This is a genomic window from Burkholderia sp. R-40 (genome assembly GCF_049942845.1).
Classification (GTDB): domain Bacteria; phylum Pseudomonadota; class Gammaproteobacteria; order Burkholderiales; family Burkholderiaceae; genus Burkholderia; species Burkholderia ambifaria.
Genome location: NZ_CP187967.1, coordinates 44,663 through 61,377, shown reverse-complemented (window position 1 = coordinate 61,377; position 16,715 = coordinate 44,663). Strand labels below are relative to the sequence as shown.

Annotated in this window: 11 protein-coding genes, 1 tRNA gene, 3 rRNA genes and 2 pseudogenes; 12 read left to right on the top strand and 5 right to left on the bottom strand. The window is 60.1% G+C overall.

Annotation, left to right across the window (positions count from 1 at the left end; translation table 11 throughout):
• Window positions 1-172 precede the first annotated feature (172 nt).
• On the bottom strand, window positions 173-1,186 hold the full coding sequence (egtD, locus tag ACP26O_RS00260) for an L-histidine N(alpha)-methyltransferase (RefSeq protein WP_011655557.1): 1,014 nt from the start codon (window positions 1,184-1,186) through the stop codon (window positions 173-175).
• Window positions 1,170-2,396, bottom strand: a complete 1,227-nt coding sequence (gene egtB / locus ACP26O_RS00255) for an ergothioneine biosynthesis protein EgtB (RefSeq protein WP_175665576.1) — start codon at window positions 2,394-2,396, stop codon at window positions 1,170-1,172. The genes egtD and egtB overlap by 17 nt, the downstream gene beginning before the upstream one ends.
• A 575-nt stretch (window positions 2,397-2,971) precedes the next feature.
• On the opposite strand from egtB, the gene ACP26O_RS00250 reads away from it, so the two are divergent.
• Together ACP26O_RS00250 and ACP26O_RS00245 are read left to right on the top strand one after the other, a co-directional pair.
• Window positions 2,972-3,448, top strand: a complete 477-nt coding sequence (locus ACP26O_RS00250; protein ID WP_175665577.1) for a carboxymuconolactone decarboxylase family protein — start codon at window positions 2,972-2,974, stop codon at window positions 3,446-3,448.
• Window positions 3,448-4,329 (top strand): sigma-70 family RNA polymerase sigma factor, encoded by an 882-nt coding sequence (locus ACP26O_RS00245; protein WP_175665578.1) that lies wholly within the window; start codon window positions 3,448-3,450, stop codon window positions 4,327-4,329. The genes ACP26O_RS00250 and ACP26O_RS00245 overlap by 1 nt, the downstream gene beginning before the upstream one ends.
• A 228-nt stretch (window positions 4,330-4,557) precedes the next feature.
• On the opposite strand, the gene ACP26O_RS00240 is transcribed toward ACP26O_RS00245, so the two are convergent.
• A tRNA-Val gene (locus ACP26O_RS00240) sits at window positions 4,558-4,634 on the bottom strand.
• A gap of 572 nt (window positions 4,635-5,206) precedes the next feature.
• Between ACP26O_RS00240 and ACP26O_RS00235 the strand changes: the two genes are divergently transcribed.
• From ACP26O_RS00235 to ACP26O_RS00225, 3 genes are all read left to right on the top strand, one after another.
• Entirely contained in the window at window positions 5,207-5,647 is a 441-nt protein-coding gene (locus tag ACP26O_RS00235; RefSeq protein WP_175665579.1) for a hypothetical protein, read from the top strand.
• A 96-nt stretch (window positions 5,648-5,743) separates the two neighbouring features.
• Complete coding sequence (locus tag ACP26O_RS00230) at window positions 5,744-6,103, top strand: hypothetical protein (protein ID WP_244099032.1); 360 nt, start codon at window positions 5,744-5,746, stop codon at window positions 6,101-6,103.
• A 121-nt stretch (window positions 6,104-6,224) separates the two neighbouring features.
• Window positions 6,225-6,542, top strand: a complete 318-nt coding sequence (locus ACP26O_RS00225) for a hypothetical protein (protein ID WP_175665580.1) — start codon at window positions 6,225-6,227, stop codon at window positions 6,540-6,542.
• A 441-nt stretch (window positions 6,543-6,983) separates the two neighbouring features.
• Here ACP26O_RS00225 and ACP26O_RS00220 read toward each other — a convergent pair whose 3' ends face one another.
• Window positions 6,984-7,745 carry an anti-sigma factor family protein gene (locus ACP26O_RS00220; RefSeq protein WP_175665581.1) on the bottom strand — a complete coding sequence of 254 codons (762 nt, stop codon included), beginning with the start codon at window positions 7,743-7,745 and terminating at the stop codon, window positions 6,984-6,986.
• On the bottom strand, window positions 7,742-8,260 hold the full coding sequence (locus ACP26O_RS00215) for a sigma-70 family RNA polymerase sigma factor (RefSeq protein WP_105830786.1): 519 nt from the start codon (window positions 8,258-8,260) through the stop codon (window positions 7,742-7,744). The genes ACP26O_RS00220 and ACP26O_RS00215 overlap by 4 nt, the downstream gene beginning before the upstream one ends.
• Window positions 8,261-8,417: 157 nt before the next feature.
• On the opposite strand from ACP26O_RS00215, the gene ACP26O_RS00210 reads away from it, so the two are divergent.
• The 7 genes and pseudogenes from ACP26O_RS00210 to ACP26O_RS00180 form a co-directional block, all read left to right on the top strand.
• On the top strand, window positions 8,418-9,509 hold the full coding sequence (locus ACP26O_RS00210; RefSeq protein WP_175665582.1) for a catalase family peroxidase: 1,092 nt from the start codon (window positions 8,418-8,420) through the stop codon (window positions 9,507-9,509).
• The gene (locus tag ACP26O_RS00205; RefSeq protein WP_006757410.1) at window positions 9,509-10,039 is read left to right on the top strand and encodes a cytochrome b; all 531 of its coding nucleotides are present in this window, start codon (window positions 9,509-9,511) and stop codon (window positions 10,037-10,039) included. Before ACP26O_RS00210 ends, ACP26O_RS00205 begins: the two co-directional genes overlap by 1 nt.
• 575 nt (window positions 10,040-10,614) lie before the next feature.
• Window positions 10,615-12,147 (top strand): 16S ribosomal RNA (locus tag ACP26O_RS00200).
• A 379-nt stretch (window positions 12,148-12,526) separates the two neighbouring features.
• A 23S ribosomal RNA gene (locus tag ACP26O_RS00195) occupies window positions 12,527-15,408 on the top strand.
• Between the two features lie 152 nt (window positions 15,409-15,560).
• Window positions 15,561-15,673 (top strand): 5S ribosomal RNA (gene rrf, locus ACP26O_RS00190).
• The 16S, 23S and 5S rRNA genes sit together here, the layout of an rRNA operon.
• Window positions 15,674-15,849: 176 nt before the next feature.
• Window positions 15,850-16,172: pseudogene (locus tag ACP26O_RS00185) on the top strand (transposase); the annotation flags it as partial.
• 80 nt (window positions 16,173-16,252) lie between these two features.
• Window positions 16,253-16,438, top strand: a pseudogene (locus ACP26O_RS00180) (helix-turn-helix domain-containing protein); the annotation flags it as partial.
• Window positions 16,439-16,715 lie beyond the last annotated feature (277 nt).

Genomic DNA, 16,715 nt, shown 5'->3' with positions numbered 1-16,715 from the left:
TGGCCGCGAAGCCTTGCGGGACAAGGATGACGAGTGATTCGACACGCCGTTGCAAAGGCGCGTCGAATCGATAAAGGCGGGAATTTTTGCCGGTTCGCGCGCCGGCGACGCGGGCAGCACGCGAACCGCACGCCGTGCGCGCGGTCCGCAACGACTCAACACCCCAACGACTTCAAGCGCGGATATCGTCGACGCTGCGCAGCCAGTGCACGCTGAACAGGTTGTCCGCATCGGTCCACACGGTGTCGGGCTCGAAGCCCGCACGCCGTGCGATCGCATGGAAGCCGTCGATCGTGAACTTGTGCGAGTTCTCCGTGTGGATGCGCTCGCCGGCGTCGAAGCGGAACACATGGCCGCGCACATGCACCGTCTGCGCGATATCGCTGACGAGATGCATCTCGATGCGCTGCCGCTCGCGATCGTAGAACGCGCAGTGCGAGAACGCGTCGAGATCGAAGTCCGCGCCGAGTTCCGCATTCGCGCGGGCGAGCAGATTCAGGTTGAACTGCGCGGTCACGCCCTGCGCGTCGTTGTACGCGTCGTGGAGCGTGCGCTCGTCCTTCACGAGATCCGCGCCGACCAGCAGGCCGCCGCCGCGCAACAGCCGCGCGGCGTCGCGCAGGAACGCGTCGGCTTCCTCCGGCGAGAAGTTGCCGATCGTCGAGCCGGGGAAGAAGCCGATGCGCCGGCGCGGCGTTTCGGTCAGCTCCGCGAGTTGTTCGGCCTTCGTGTAGTCGGCCGCGATCGGCGCGACGTCGAGCCACGGATACGCGGCACGCAGCCGCGCCGCGGCGCCGTGCAGGTAGTCGGCCGAGATGTCGATCGGCACGTAGCGCGCCGGCGCGTTCGCATAGTTGTCCGCGCATGCATCGAGCAGCACGCGGATCTTCTCGAGCGAACCCGCGCCGAATTCGACGATGTCCGCATGCGGGCCGACGCGCCGCACGATTTCCGCCGCGCGGTCGCGCAGGATGCCGAGCTCTGTGCGCGTCGGGTAGTACTCGGGCAGTTCGCAGATGCGGTCGAACAGCGCGGAGCCGGCCGCATCGTAGAAGTATTTCGGCGAAATGCTGCGCGGCGTGCGCGACAGTCCGTCGATCAGGTCGCGCTCGAACGCGCTCGGCCGCGAATCGCGGGCGGGTTGCAGGCCACCGCTCGTGGCCGTCAGATCAGACGTCTCGCGCAAGTCGCACTCCCGTGAATTGCCAGCGCGCGGCCGGCGGAAAGAAATTGCGGTACGTCGGCCGTTCGTGCCCCGGCGGCGTCGCGATGCTGCTGCCACGCAGGACCTGCTGGCCGACCATGAACTTGCCGTTGTATTCGGCAGCCACCCCGGCAAGTGGCCGAAAGCCCGGATACGGCTCGTAGGACGAACGCGTCCACTGCCACACGTGCCCGAGCATCTGCTGCATGCCGTCCGTGCCGAACGCGGCTTCCCATTCGAACTCCGTCGGCAAGCGTGCGCCCGCCCATTCCGCGTAGGCGGCCGCTTCGTAAAAGCTCACATGACACACGGGCGCATCGGGCGCGAGCGGCTCCACGCCGTACAGGCCGAACGCGCGCCATGCATGGACGGTTTTGGCATCGCCGTCGTCGTCGCGAATCCAGTACGGCGGCGCCGACCACCCTTCCCGCTGCACCGTTGCCCAGCCGTCGGACAGCCAGTATTCGGGGCGTTCGTAGCCGCCGTCGGCGATGAAGGCCGCGAATTCCGCATTCGTCACGAGACGGTTCGCGATTTCGCACGGTCGCACGAGCGCCGTGTGACGCGGCCGTTCGTTGTCGAACGAGAACGCGTCGCCGTCGTGGCCGATCTCGACGAGCCCGCCCGGCTGATGCAGCCAGCGCAACGGGCCGGCGTCGCCCGCGGCCAACGCGTGCGTGGCGGCGCCGTCGCGTGGCCGGAAGGCAGGCTTCAACGGGTTGCACGAGAACGCATGCAGCATGTCCGTGACGATCAGCTCCTGATGCTGCTGCTCGTGATGCAGGCCCAGCTCGATCTCGGGCGCGATCGCCGCGAGCAACGCCGGATCGGCATTATCGAGCGCGCGCAGCATCGCTTCGTCGACATACTGCCGGTACGCATGCACGTCATCGAGCGACGGACGCGTGAGCAGCCCGCGCTGCGGCCGCGGATGGCGCGGGCCGAGCGCTTCGTAATAGGAATTGAAGAGGAACTGGAAGGCCGCGTCGAACGGCGCGTAGCCGGGCACGCGACGCATCAGCACGACGGTTTCGAAGAACCAGGTCGTATGCGCGAGATGCCATTTCACCGGACTCGCGTCGGGCATCGACTGCACGGCCTGATCTTCGGCGGATAGCGTCGCGGTGAGCGCGAGGCTATGGGCGCGCACGTCCTGGTAACGGCGCTGAAGCTGGGATGCAAGGAGGCTCATCGGTTTACCGTTCACGTCGCGATTCGCTGCGTTGCGTTGCCGGAAAAAGGAAAGCCTTGCGCTCGAATGCGCGCGGCTGACGTGCGACCTTCGTTGCTGCGTCGTCGGGCAGCCGGCGCGCGCGCCGGGCCGCTGATGCGGCATCACTTCTTCTGCCCGTGCAGAACAGTATGGGCCAGAAATGTGAACGTCGCGAATCGGATTTCGGGCGAAACAAAGGCGAAAGAAAAATGAAAGAATTGACCCCGTCCGGCTCGGCGGCATGACGAACCGTCGACGCCCGTCATCGCGGGGCTCGGCCACTCTAACGCAATGTGCATGCCTGCGCTTGCGCGCTACCGACGCCTCATGACAGCCATGCGGCGCAGATGAAAGGTCGATGGCCCGGCTTCGCCGGAGCAACGGCGTCATGCGGGCGATGTCGGATCCCCATCCGCGCGCGGGTGTCGCGGGCATCGGCGCCACGTTCGACCCCGCATGCTTCCCGGCCTTTGAAAAATTTTTTGCGTCGATGTCACACGCACGGGGTGCTCGCTCGTCATATCACCGGAACCCACACGAAAGGAGAAGGAACCATGACTGCGAAACTCAATCCGTTTGCCGCCGCCCCTGCGCTGATGAAGAGCTGGATGACCGTGTCGGTCGCTGCTGCCGGGAGCCTCGAGCCGACGCTGATCGAGCTGGTCAAGATCCGCGCATCGCAGATCAATGCGTGTGCGAACTGCCTTAACATGCACACCGTCGAGGCGCGCGAGCAAGGCGAGACCGAGCAGCGCATCAACCTGCTGGCCGCCTGGCGCGAAGCGCCCTGCTACACCGACCGCGAACGCGCGGCGCTCGGCTGGACCGAGGCGCTCACGCGGCTGTCGGAGGGCCACGGCGCGCACGAGGCCGCGTATGCGGCGCTGAACGACCACTTCAGCCAGGAGGAACAGGTGAAACTCACGCTGATGATCAACGTGATCAACGGCTGGAACCGGCTTGCCGTCGGCTTCGGGCTGTGGGTCGATCCGGCCGAGGCGAAGGCCGCGGCCGCGAAGATGGTGGCTTGATGACGAGCGTCGATCCGGCCACGGGCAGTGCCGAAGACCGGGCCGACGCAGCGGCGAGCTTCGACCCGCTGCGTCGCACGCTGATTCGCGTCGCGTACCGGATGCTCGGCTCCGTCGCGGACGCCGAGGACATGGTGCAGGAGGCGTTCATCCGCTGGATGGACGTCGATCGCACCGAGGTGCGCGTGCCCGAGGCGTTCCTGCGCCGCATGGTGATGCGCATGTGCCTCGATCAGTTGAAGTCAGCGCGGCACCAGCGCGAGACCTATATCGGCCCGTGGCTGCCCGAGCCGGTCGTCGAGGAAGATGAACAGGAGGACGTCACGCTGCCGCTGATGCTCGCGCTCGAACGGCTGTCGCCGCTGGAGCGCGCGGCGTTCCTGCTGCACGACGTGTTCGGCCTCGAGTTCGACGAGATCGCGACGACGATCCAGCGCGACCCGGCCGCATGTCGGCAGCTTGCCGCGCGCGCACGCACGCATGTGCGCGAGGCGCGGCCGCGGTTTCATGTCGAGAAGCAGCGCGGGATCGAGCTGGCCGAGGCGTTCTTCGCGGCGTCGCGCAGCGGCGACATGCGCGCGCTCGGCGCGATGCTCGCCGAAGACGTGAGCCTGCATTCGGACGGCGGCGGCAAGCGCGCGGCCGCGGGCAAGCCGGTGTTCGGCTTCGAACGCGTGATGAAGGTGCATGAATACCTGGCCCAGCTGTTCACCACGCATGCGTCGAAACTCGTGCGTGCGGGGTTCATCAACGGGCTGCCGGGGTTCGTCACGCTGGAGGCCGACGGCGAGCTGCAGACGACGGCGCTCGACATCGACGACGGGAAGATCGTCGCGATCTATGTCGTGCGTAATCCTGATAAATTGAAGCATCTGCATTGAGGGCGGCCGGTGGGCGCGCTGCGCGCGCTTGCCCTGCTCTGCGCGCTGCTTTGTCGATTGCCTGCTGCTTGTGGCGCGTGGATCGCGCGATGCATCGTGCACATGCATGCGCAGTTTCGGCCGCAAAAAGAAAAACGCCACGCGAGGTTGCCGCGTGGCGTTTGTATGTTTGGCGAGCCGGATTGCCTGTAGGCAATTCGCGCTGCCGGACCCCTTCATTTTGTTCGTTGGTAGGCTCGATTGGATTCGAACCAACGACCCCCACCATGTCAAGGTGGTGCTCTAACCAACTGAGCTACGAGCCTAAGAAGCCGCGAATTATAGAGAGGGTTTTGGAGGAGCACAAGCCCCTTTGTGAAAATTTTTTGAACCGGGGATGCGCGCGCTGACGATCGGCCGTTGCCCGGTGCTGCGAGCACGTGGGCTCCACGTCTTCATGTCACAGCAAAACACGTCGATGTGCTGTGAGGTTATCCACATTCCCCTCTGGATAACCATCCGGCAAGCCTCTGGATTCACAGTGGAACGATTGAGGATATGTCGGCGCGGCTGTGAATCGGCGAAAAGTTGTTCTGTGCTGCACAGAGCTTTGAGTGTGCATTGCCTGTGGTTATGCATTCCACTTCGCGCTGAAAATTCAGGACGTTACGGTGGTTATCCACTGTGAGGCTGCGTGCTTGTTAACTATCACTACGTATGTATACGAACTCTGTTAACACCATTGGATAAGCACAGTCCGGCGACTGTGATCCGGGCAAACCATGCACTGCGTGCAGCGAGCAGACAACCAAATCGACGGGCTGTGAGGTCTGCGGTCAATGTGCAAACGGTCATGTCTGTAGAATCGCCTGCATTCACGATGCGACGAGTTGTCGACATGACATTGGCGATCCGGGTTGACTGGCAAAGCGGTGTGGTTCACGCCGACCGCGTGCGTATCGAGGTCGGCGACGACGGGCGATTGAGCGAGGGCGTCCGGCGCCTGTGTTCGCCGGTTGAGGAGCTGGAGAAGGGTGCGGTGCGTTATCCCATATCGCAGAAGATCACCTTCGGTGGACATGCGGGCGAATGCTTGATCGACGTGGTTGGAGGGCGTCTGACAAGCGTGTTGATCCTGTTCGATACGATTCGCTTCCTCGACGCGAGCATCACAGAGTCGAAGATCGTTCGGTCGATCGGAAAGGCGTCGGGACTGGCTGTGGTGAGCGCGCATCCCACAGAGGCACGACTCGGACCGTGTTCATGGGGCGTGGCGGAGTTTCGCTACGATCCCAGGCAAGGGGACTTGAGTTTGGAGATGCGGTTTCGTGGCGACTGAATCGCGTCCGGCTGGTCAAGGTGTTGTAGTTGGTGGCCGATACGAATCCACCGATGGAGGCAGCGCCGGATGAGCCGGCGTGGTCGAGGATTACTCGTGCGACAGTTTGTGTTTCAGGAAACAGGTGACGAGATGCCGCTGATAAATTGCCCGTCTCACGGATATGTCGGCGGTGAGCCTGTGACACAAGCGGTGTCCGATCTCGTCAGGGATCGCAACTGCTGGAGCGGCAGCCGTCGGATTGTGCCGTTGACCTTTTTGCGCGACGAAATCGAGCATCCCGGCTACATGCTCGAATCCGAAGAGACGAAAGTGCTTGCGCTGGGCGGTAAGTATGAGGGAGGGAATGTCTACCGCTTCAACGATGACGAGTCGATGGAAGCAGCCATCGGATTGCTGACCGCAACGTGCGTTGAGTGCCTGAGGGAATTAATGGCCGTGCAGAAAGAAGGGTAGTTGAACAGGATGTCTCGGGGAGAAGGATGGCCAAACCGACCGGTGCCCCGTCGAGCTCGATACCGCGACGCTGCTCGGTCTGACCTATGAGATGCGCCACACTACTTTTCCTATATTTGCCATGAGTGAATCGATTTTCGGTACAGCAGAAGGCAGTGGTATCACCCTCAACACAGCGACAGTTGTCGGTTTGAAGGCGGCGTACGAGGACTTCGCGCACAGCGGCCAGAATCTCGGAAATTTCGAAATCCATATTGGTGAACGAAAAGCAGCAGACGGGGAGGGCCAAGATGGAAAAGACGCCATTTCCGTAACGTTTATTGCGAAACTGATACCGGGCAAGCGAGGGCTCGGCAATGCCAATAGGCTTGGGAAGTCAGTCGGTTACGTGATTTCGCCGGAGAGCGGGGAAATTCTGCGGATTTACGGAACCAAGTAGCGATTCTGGCGCGATCTGCATCACGGACGAAAGTGCAGTCCGAGACGAGAGACTCCGACGCACGAGGACGGCAGCATCAGCGTAATGTTCATGCCGAGTCAAAACCATGTATGTCGGCTCCGCGGCGCCGTTGTGGATATCGCTCCCCAAAGCCACTCGAAATCCTGTGCAACCCAAAGGTGAGCGATTCGACAAGCGAGGGCATGCGAAGCCGTTGCGGCCGATGTGGATATCCAGCGCCGAAACGACGCCAAACCCTGTGAGACCGAAACCGAAGAGCGCCCGCCCATCCACGAACGCGTCGAGACGAGCTGCGCGGTGTGGACAACCAATACAAAAACGAATCCCGATGCTGTGAACCCGACCGGTGAGCGTGCGCGCTTTCGGGCTGCCTGAGCCGCCCGGGCCGGCCCGCGGACCACGTTCCGCGCATTGTCTCGCTCAAATCTGCTGATCAAGCGCCCGCACAACGGCTTGTTCGCCGAGATTGACCGCCGGCCCAACCACCGCGAAATTAATCCCATTCACCGACCCATACCGCGCCAGCAACGCCCCATCCACGCGTTGCCCGGCCGGCAGCAGCCGATGTTTCGATTCCGCTGGCCGGAGATAGAAGCTGAGCGTCCGCCCGGCGTTGTCCTCATAGAGCACCATCGCGGCCGTGGCCCCGCTGTCCGTCGTAAACAACCGCCCGCCAACCGGCTTGAACCCCGCCGCACTCAGATCCGGCAGCTTCGCCGAAGCGCCCACGCGTCTGGTGAGCCACCCCTGCAAATCGCCCGTACTCGTCGGCCGGAAATCCACCTTCGCGACCTGGTCGACCACCATCATCCGATAAGCCTCGAGCGCATCGCTCATCGGCGCGATCGGCGGCGCCGCGTTCCACCCGCGCGCCTGCCACCCGCCGAACGTCCCCAGCCCGATACAGAACACGAACGAAGCCGCGATCGCGAACCGCATCCGCGAGCGCTCCGCACGCCGCGCCCGAATCGCCGCCGGATCGAGTTCAGGATTCTCGCCCGGCATCCGCACACTCTCGAGCGCGGCCCGCAACCGCTGCGCATCCTGCTGCCAGCGCTTCACCTGTTCCGCACTCTCTGGATGCAGCGCGAGATATCGCTCGACCGCGGCACGCGCATCGTCGTCGAGCTGGCCGTCGACATAGGCCTGGAGATCGTGTTCGTCGGGACGGAGGTTGTTCATTTCATCAACCGGAGAGAAGGAGCGGGAAGCTCGCCGTCGCTGAGCTGGCGCAGCGCCTGACGCGCGCGGGAGAGTCGCGACATCACGGTGCCGATCGGCACGTCGAGCAGGTCGGCGACTTCCTGATACGTGAAGCCCTCGACCGCGACGAGCAGCAGCAGGCTGCGCTGCTCGTCGGACAGGCGGCCGAACGCTTCGAGCGTCGCACGCGCGGCCACCTCGCGTTCGGCGGACGGCCAGTGCAGCTCGTCGTCGTCGCGAATGCGGCCGAGCATCCACGCGTAACGCTTCGCGCTGCGCTTGCCGTCGAGAAACTGCCGGTAAAGGATCGTGAAGAGCCAGCTGCGCAGCGACGCGTCGTCGCGGCGGCTCGTCCAGCGCGACAGCGCGCGCTCGAGCGTCGACTGGACGAGATCGTCTGCCGCATGAACGTCGCGCGCCAGCCAGAGCGCGAAGCGTCGCAGCCTGGGGATGAGTTCGCGCAACGCGTCGTCGTCGGGGGCGTTTGGGGGCATGGCCGGGGCGCTAGCCGATAAGCGTGGAGATTCCGCGTAGGACGCCGGTCGGCGCCGCTTATTCCATCAGCATACGAAAAATTTCTTCATGGAATAAAGCGGCGCGTGCGGCGTCCTATGCCTGTTCGACAATGATCTGACGATCGGGAGTGCATCCATGAAGCAATCTTCCTCTTCTTCGCCGCCGCGCGAACCCGGGCGCGGGTGGTGGCGCTGGGCCGTGATCGGCGGCGCGGTGGCCGGCGTGACCGTGGCGTTCGGGTATGTCGGCGGCTGGCTCGCGCCGACGCGGCTGACCCCGCACCGAATCGTCGACGCGCTGCAGACGGCCGGCGGCGGCGCGCATCCGGGTTTCCGGCGCAATCACGCGAAGGGCGTGTGCGTGACCGGTTACTTCGAAAGCAACGGCGCCGCGAGCGCGTATTCGGTCGCGCCGTTCTTCAAGGCGGTGCGCACGCCGGTGGTCGGGCGGTTCGCGCTGCCGGGCGGGAATCCGTATGCGCCCGACAGCAGCGTGCCGATCCGCAGCCTCGCGCTGAAACTCACCGCACCGGACGGCCAGCAATGGCGGACCGGGATGAACGCGATGCCGGTGTTTCCGGTGGCGACGCCGAAGGCGTTCTACGCGCAGTTGCTCGCGACCCGGCCGGATCCGGCCACGGGCAAGCCCGATCCGGCGAAGGTGAAGGCGTTTTTCGGCGCGCATCCGGAGACGGCTGCATTCCGCGCATGGGTGAAGGGTGCGAAGCCGAGCGCGAGCTACGTCACCGAAAGTTATTACGGGCTGAACGCGTTCTACTTCGTCGACGCAGCGGGCAAGCGCCAAGCGGTGCGGTGGCGCGTCGTGCCGGAGCAGACGGCCGGCGCCGGCGACGTTGCGACGGCCGCGGATCCGAACGTGTTGCAGCAGGACCTGACGCGTCGCATCGCGGACGGTGCGCAGAAGTGGAAGCTGCTGGTCACGCTGGCGGCGCCCGGCGATCCGGTGGACGACGCGACGAAGGTCTGGCCCGCGCAGCGCACGACGATCGACGCGGGCACGCTCGTGCTCGATCGCGTGGAGCCGCAGGACGGCGGGCCGTGCCGCGATGTGAATTACGACCCGACGGTGTTGCCGCAGGGGATTCAGGTATCGGGGGATCCGTTGCTGGCGGCGCGGTCGGCGGCGTATGCGGATTCGTATCTGCGCAGGACGAGTGAAGAGGCCGGCGTGGCCGGTGCGGCGCGGTTGAGTGCGGAGGGACGGTGATGAAGGCGACTACGACGTTTAGCTTGCCGGCGAGGGTGCTGCATTGGGTGATGGCCGCGATGATTCTCACGATGTTGTTTATTGGCGTGGGAATGGTGGCGTCCGTTTCCGGGCGGCATGATTTCCTCGTGGCTTTGCATAAGCCGCTGGGGGTTGCGGTGCTGGTACTGGTTTGTGTGCGGATCGTGGTGCGCTTCGTGTCGAAGCCGCCGGCGTTGCCCGCGGATCTGCCCGTCTGGCAGAAGGTGGCCGCGCATGGGTCGCATCTCGTGCTGTATGCGCTGATGGTCGCGATGCCGCTGATCGGCTGGGCGATGCTGTCGGCTGGCGGGTATCCGGTGACGCTGGGCGGCGGTGTGCAGTTGCCGGCACTGGTTTCGGCGGATCCGGTGACGTTTGCCTGGCTCCGGGTCGCGCACCGGCTGCTGGCTTACCTGTTCTTCGCTACGTTCGTCGCGCACTTTGCGGCCGCGCTGTATCACGGCTTGATCCGGAGGGATGGAGTGGTGAGGGCGATGGTGGGGCGGTGAGCGACGGAGGTTGCATTCGATGCGGCAGGGCTGTTCACGGGCAACTGAGGCAGCATCTGCCGAGTCGCTTCTATAAGTATCGGGGGCGGCTCAACGGGCCCCCGGCATCGCTTGTAAAAAAATTTTCACAAAAGGGTTGCAGAGACGAGGGCGGGTGCATAGAATCACGCCTCTTTCGCGCTAACGGAAACACGGCGCGGGGAGAAAGAAGGGAAGCGGTGCAATTGAGATTGGTTTTAGCGATCTCGGCGCACATTGAGTTGAATCCCAACCGTCGCAACGAATTAGTTAAATAAGTTGTTGACGAGTTGAAAAAAACACCTCATAATCTCGCTTCTCTGCTGCTGAAAACGCAGCGCTGCTGAGAAACAGAAGGTTTCTCGCAGAAATGCTCTTTAAAAATTAACAGCCGATAAGTGTGGGCGCTTGATGGAAGCGAGCTGATCCTCGGATCAGATAGCGAAAGTATCAAGAGTCTCACACTAAAGTAAGTCAGGTTTATGAAGTGATTCATATTCCTGTCAGCTTTGAGTGAGCGACCGGTTCTTAACCGAACCGAAAACAGTAACAGGTTTAAACTGAAGAGTTTGATCCTGGCTCAGATTGAACGCTGGCGGCATGCCTTACACATGCAAGTCGAACGGCAGCACGGGTGCTTGCACCTGGTGGCGAGTGGCGAACGGGTGAGTAATACATCGGAACATGTCCTGTAGTGGGGGATAGCCCGGCGAAAGCCGGATTAATACCGCATACGATCTACGGATGAAAGCGGGGGACCTTCGGGCCTCGCGCTATAGGGTTGGCCGATGGCTGATTAGCTAGTTGGTGGGGTAAAGGCCTACCAAGGCGACGATCAGTAGCTGGTCTGAGAGGACGACCAGCCACACTGGGACTGAGACACGGCCCAGACTCCTACGGGAGGCAGCAGTGGGGAATTTTGGACAATGGGCGAAAGCCTGATCCAGCAATGCCGCGTGTGTGAAGAAGGCCTTCGGGTTGTAAAGCACTTTTGTCCGGAAAGAAATCCTTGGTTCTAATACAGCCGGGGGATGACGGTACCGGAAGAATAAGCACCGGCTAACTACGTGCCAGCAGCCGCGGTAATACGTAGGGTGCGAGCGTTAATCGGAATTACTGGGCGTAAAGCGTGCGCAGGCGGTTTGCTAAGACCGATGTGAAATCCCCGGGCTCAACCTGGGAACTGCATTGGTGACTGGCAGGCTAGAGTATGGCAGAGGGGGGTAGAATTCCACGTGTAGCAGTGAAATGCGTAGAGATGTGGAGGAATACCGATGGCGAAGGCAGCCCCCTGGGCCAATACTGACGCTCATGCACGAAAGCGTGGGGAGCAAACAGGATTAGATACCCTGGTAGTCCACGCCCTAAACGATGTCAACTAGTTGTTGGGGATTCATTTCCTTAGTAACGTAGCTAACGCGTGAAGTTGACCGCCTGGGGAGTACGGTCGCAAGATTAAAACTCAAAGGAATTGACGGGGACCCGCACAAGCGGTGGATGATGTGGATTAATTCGATGCAACGCGAAAAACCTTACCTACCCTTGACATGGTCGGAATCCCGCTGAGAGGTGGGAGTGCTCGAAAGAGAACCGGCGCACAGGTGCTGCATGGCTGTCGTCAGCTCGTGTCGTGAGATGTTGGGTTAAGTCCCGCAACGAGCGCAACCCTTGTCCTTAGTTGCTACGCAAGAGCACTCTAAGGAGACTGCCGGTGACAAACCGGAGGAAGGTGGGGATGACGTCAAGTCCTCATGGCCCTTATGGGTAGGGCTTCACACGTCATACAATGGTCGGAACAGAGGGTTGCCAACCCGCGAGGGGGAGCTAATCCCAGAAAACCGATCGTAGTCCGGATTGCACTCTGCAACTCGAGTGCATGAAGCTGGAATCGCTAGTAATCGCGGATCAGCATGCCGCGGTGAATACGTTCCCGGGTCTTGTACACACCGCCCGTCACACCATGGGAGTGGGTTTTACCAGAAGTGGCTAGTCTAACCGCAAGGAGGACGGTCACCACGGTAGGATTCATGACTGGGGTGAAGTCGTAACAAGGTAGCCGTATCGGAAGGTGCGGCTGGATCACCTCCTTTCCAGAGCTTCTCGCAAAATTGAGCGCTCACGCTTATCGGCTGTTGATTAAGACAGGCTAGCTGTCTGCGGTTAAACCGGTTATAATGCCGGCCGCTTTCAATAATCTTCAATGACAAATATTCGAATGAAGTTTGGTTCGAGTCTTTTTCATTGGCGATTGAGCCAGTCAGAGCGGTACGAAAGTATCGGCTGTCGTTCTTTAACAATCTGGAAGAAGTAAGTAATTTGGATAGCGGAAGCGTCTTGAGATGGACGTGGAAACTATCCGGGTTGTGATTGTATCGATGTATCTCAAGATGATTCGAACTCTATGTTTGACTCAATTGGAATACGGCACAACGCGAGAACTCAACCTGTAACGAGACAGACTCGTTATAGGGTCAAGCGAACAAGTGCATGTGGTGGATGCCTTGGCGATCACAGGCGATGAAGGACGCGGTAGCCTGCGAAAAGCTACGGGGAGCTGGCAAACGAGCTTTGATCCGTAGATGTCCGAATGGGGAAACCCACTCCTTTTGGAGTATCCATGGCTGAATACATAGGCCATGTGAAGCGAACGCGGTGAACTGAAACATCTAAGTAACCGCAGGAAAAGAAATCAACCGAGATTCCCAAAGTAGTGGCGAGCGAAATGGGATGAGCCTTGTACTCTTTATTTGTATTGTTAGCCGAACGCTCTGGAAAGTGCGGCCATAGCAGGTGATAGCCCTGTAGGCGAAAACAGTATGAAAGAACTAAGTGTACGACAAGTAGGGCGGGACACGTGAAATCCTGTCTGAAGATGGGGGGACCATCCTCCAAGGCTAAATACTCGTGATCGACCGATAGTGAACCAGTACCGTGAGGGAAAGGCGAAAAGAACCCCGGGAGGGGAGTGAAATAGATCCTGAAACCGCATGCATACAAACAGTCGGAGCCTCGCAAGGGGTGACGGCGTACCTTTTGTATAATGGGTCAGCGACTTACGTTCAGTAGCAAGCTTAACCGTATAGGGCAGGCGTAGCGAAAGCGAGTCCGAATAGGGCGTTCAGTTGCTGGGCGTAGACCCGAAACCAAGTGATCTATCCATGGCCAGGATGAAGGTGCGGTAACACGTACTGGAGGTCCGAACCCACTAACGTTGAAAAGTTAGGGGATGAGCTGTGGATAGGGGTGAAAGGCTAAACAAACTTGGAAATAGCTGGTTCTCTCCGAAAACTATTTAGGTAGTGCCTCGTGTCTCACCTTCGGGGGTAGAGCACTGTCATGGTTGGGGGGTCTATTGCAGATTACCCCGCCATAGCAAACTCCGAATACCGAAGAGTGCAATCACGGGAGACAGACATCGGGTGCTAACGTCCGGTGTCAAGAGGGAAACAACCCAGACCGCCAGCTAAGGTCCCCAAATATAGCTAAGTGGGAAACGAAGTGGGAAGGCTAAAACAGTCAGGAGGTTGGCTTAGAAGCAGCCACCCTTTAAAGAAAGCGTAATAGCTCACTGATCGAGTCGTCCTGCGCGGAAGATGTAACGGGGCTAAGCTATATACCGAAGCTGCGGATGCGTGCTTTGCACGCATGGTAGGAGAGCGTTCCGTAAGCCTGCGAAGGTGCGTTGAAAAGCGTGCTGGAGGTATCGGAAGTGCGAATGCTGACATGAGTAGCGATAAAGGGGGTGAAAGGCCCCCTCGCCGTAAGCCCAAGGTTTCCTACGCAACGTTCATCGGCGTAGGGTGAGTCGGCCCCTAAGGCGAGGCAGAAATGCGTAGCTGATGGGAAGCAGGTCAATATTCCTGCACCATTGTTAGATGCGATGGGGGGACGGATCGCGGAAGGTTGTCCGGGTGTTGGAAGTCCCGGTCGCTGCATTGGAGAAGGCACTTAGGCAAATCCGGGTGCGTAATTCAAGGGTGTGGCGCGAGCTCCTTAGGGAGCGAAGCAATTGGAAGTGGTTCCAAGAAAAGCCTCTAAGCTTCAGTCTAACGATGACCGTACCGCAAACCGACACAGGTGGGCGAGATGAGTATTCTAAGGCGCTTGAGAGAACTCGGGAGAAGGAACTCGGCAAATTGGTACCGTAACTTCGGGATAAGGTACGCCCTTGTAGCTTGACTGGCCTGCGCCAGGAGGGTGAAGGGGTTGCAATAAACTGGTGGCTGCGACTGTTTAATAAAAACACAGCACTCTGCAAACACGAAAGTGGACGTATAGGGTGTGACGCCTGCCCGGTGCCGGAAGATTAAATGATGGGGTGCAAGCTCTTGATTGAAGTCCCGGTAAACGGCGGCCGTAACTATAACGGTCCTAAGGTAGCGAAATTCCTTGTCGGGTAAGTTCCGACCTGCACGAATGGCGTAACGATGGCCACACTGTCTCCTCCCGAGACTCAGCGAAGTTGAAGTGTTTGTGATGATGCAATCTACCCGCGGCTAGACGGAAAGACCCCATGAACCTTTACTGTAGCTTTGCATTGGACTTTGAACCGATCTGTGTAGGATAGGTGGGAGGCTATGAAACCGGAACGCTAGTTTCGGTGGAGCCGTCCTTGAAATACCACCCTGGTTTGTTTGAGGTTCTAACCTTGGCCCGTGATCCGGGTCGGGGACAGTGCATGGTAGGCAGTTTGACTGGGGCGGTCTCCTCCCAAAGCGTAACGGAGGAGTACGAAGGTACGCTAGGTACGGTCGGAAATCGTGCTGATAGTGCAATGGCATAAGCGTGCTTAACTGCGAGACCGACAAGTCGAGCAGGTGCGAAAGCAGGTCATAGTGATCCGGTGGTTCTGTATGGAAGGGCCATCGCTCAACGGATAAAAGGTACTCTGGGGATAACAGGCTGATACCGCCCAAGAGTTCATATCGACGGCGGTGTTTGGCACCTCGATGTCGGCTCATCTCATCCTGGGGCTGTAGCCGGTCCCAAGGGTATGGCTGTTCGCCATTTAAAGAGGTACGTGAGCTGGGTTTAAAACGTCGTGAGACAGTTTGGTCCCTATCTGCCGTGGGCGTTGGATATTTGAAGGGGGCTGCTCCTAGTACGAGAGGACCGGAGTGGACGAACCTCTGGTGTACCGGTTGTCACGCCAGTGGCATCGCCGGGTAGCTATGTTCGGAAGAGATAACCGCTGAAAGCATCTAAGCGGGAAACTCGCCTTAAGATGAGATATCCCTGGGGACTAGATCCCCTTGAAGGGTCGTTCGAGACCAGGACGTTGATAGGTCAGGTGTGTAAGCGCAGTAATGCGTTCAGCTAACTGATACTAATTGCCCGTAAGGCTTGATCCTATAACAAGTCTGCCTTGTAGATCGGCGCCGTGCGCAAGCACTGGCCGCGATCCAAAGCGACAAGTTGGATTCTCGTGTGTGATACACACAACCAAAATTACTGCTTCTTCCCAGATTGGTCGCGTTGCGAAGCAACGCGACAACCCTCTTTGCCTGATGACCATAGCGAGTCGGTCCCACCCCTTCCCATCCCGAACAGGACCGTGAAACGACTCTACGCCGATGATAGTGCGGATTCCCGTGTGAAAGTAGGTAATCGTCAGGCTCCCTAAGCCAGAAACCCCCGCCCGTAAAGGCGGGGGTTTTTGCATTTGGGCGACGGAAATGTCGGGTGCGCCCGGCATGGGTCGCACCTCGTGCTGAAAGGCCAGTGACCTGAGACGTTTCTTGTAGCCATCCGGCAAGTGAGTTCTCTTTTATCCTAGGGGCAAGGAGGACTCGATGAAGAAGCGATTTACCGACGAGCAGATCATCCGCATCTTGCGCGAGGCCGAGAGCCGGGATGAGCCGGTGAAGGACCTATGCAAGCGCCACAACATTTCGGAACAGACGTTCTATCGTTGGCGCAACAAGTTCGGCGGGATGGATGTGGCTGACGCGCGTCGGCTCAAGGAACTGGAATCGGAGCACGATCGGCTCAAGCGTCTGATCGCCGAGCAGATGCTGGTAATCGACGGTCTGAAGGAATTCAGCCAAAAAAAATGATCACCCCGACGGGCCGGCGCGAGGCGCTGGAAGTCCTGACTCGGCGGTGTTGGGCGCAAAGTAATAATGAGCCACTTCGCGCGAAGTAAATCTGAGCCACCTTTCAGTACAGTCAGCCTTTTGCGCGCAAAGGCTGGCGATGCTCCAGAAGGAACAGTGGACGCAAATCCATGTGCTCAAAGCCCAAGGCGTATCGGAGCGCGAGATCGCGCGGCGCCTGGGCATTTCTCGCAACACGGTGGCGCGGTACCTATCGGCCGAGGAAGTGCCGCGCTACAAGCCGCGTGAACCGCGGCCAACGAAGCTCGGGGCGTTTGAGGCGTACAGCGTAGGGCGACTTAGTTGATGAGACGCCGCACACTAAAAATCAAAGACTTACGAAGAGCCCCCGCCACAAGCACTTTGTCGCGATGACGGAGTTGTTGCGACTGGTCTACTTCCGCGCCGAAGTAGTAGCGTTTGGGTGCGACCCCAATAACCCGTGAGCTCTATGAGCGGCTCGCGCGACCCTCGGAAGGTCGAGGCCTAGAAAAACCTCAGAGCCGCTCCAAGAGCGGGAAAATCTGCGAGGGTGGGACGCCGCGTCCCGTGAGCTGGCTTCA

Excerpts from the sequence above, each read along its gene's own strand:
- ACP26O_RS00235 (WP_175665579.1), top strand. The coding sequence starts at position 5,207 with ATGACATTGGCGATCCGGGTTGACTGGCAAAGCGGTGTGGTTCACGCC.
- ACP26O_RS00215 (WP_105830786.1), bottom strand. The coding sequence starts at position 8,260 with ATGCCCCCAAACGCCCCCGACGACGACGCGTTGCGCGAACTCATCCCC.
- ACP26O_RS00220 (WP_175665581.1), bottom strand. The coding sequence starts at position 7,745 with ATGAACAACCTCCGTCCCGACGAACACGATCTCCAGGCCTATGTCGAC.
- egtB (WP_175665576.1), bottom strand. The coding sequence starts at position 2,396 with ATGAGCCTCCTTGCATCCCAGCTTCAGCGCCGTTACCAGGACGTGCGC.
- ACP26O_RS00205 (WP_006757410.1), top strand. The coding sequence starts at position 9,509 with ATGAAGGCGACTACGACGTTTAGCTTGCCGGCGAGGGTGCTGCATTGG.
- ACP26O_RS00250 (WP_175665577.1), top strand. The coding sequence starts at position 2,972 with ATGACTGCGAAACTCAATCCGTTTGCCGCCGCCCCTGCGCTGATGAAG.
- ACP26O_RS00245 (WP_175665578.1), top strand. The coding sequence starts at position 3,448 with ATGACGAGCGTCGATCCGGCCACGGGCAGTGCCGAAGACCGGGCCGAC.
- ACP26O_RS00225 (WP_175665580.1), top strand. The coding sequence starts at position 6,225 with ATGAGTGAATCGATTTTCGGTACAGCAGAAGGCAGTGGTATCACCCTC.
- ACP26O_RS00210 (WP_175665582.1), top strand. The coding sequence starts at position 8,418 with ATGAAGCAATCTTCCTCTTCTTCGCCGCCGCGCGAACCCGGGCGCGGG.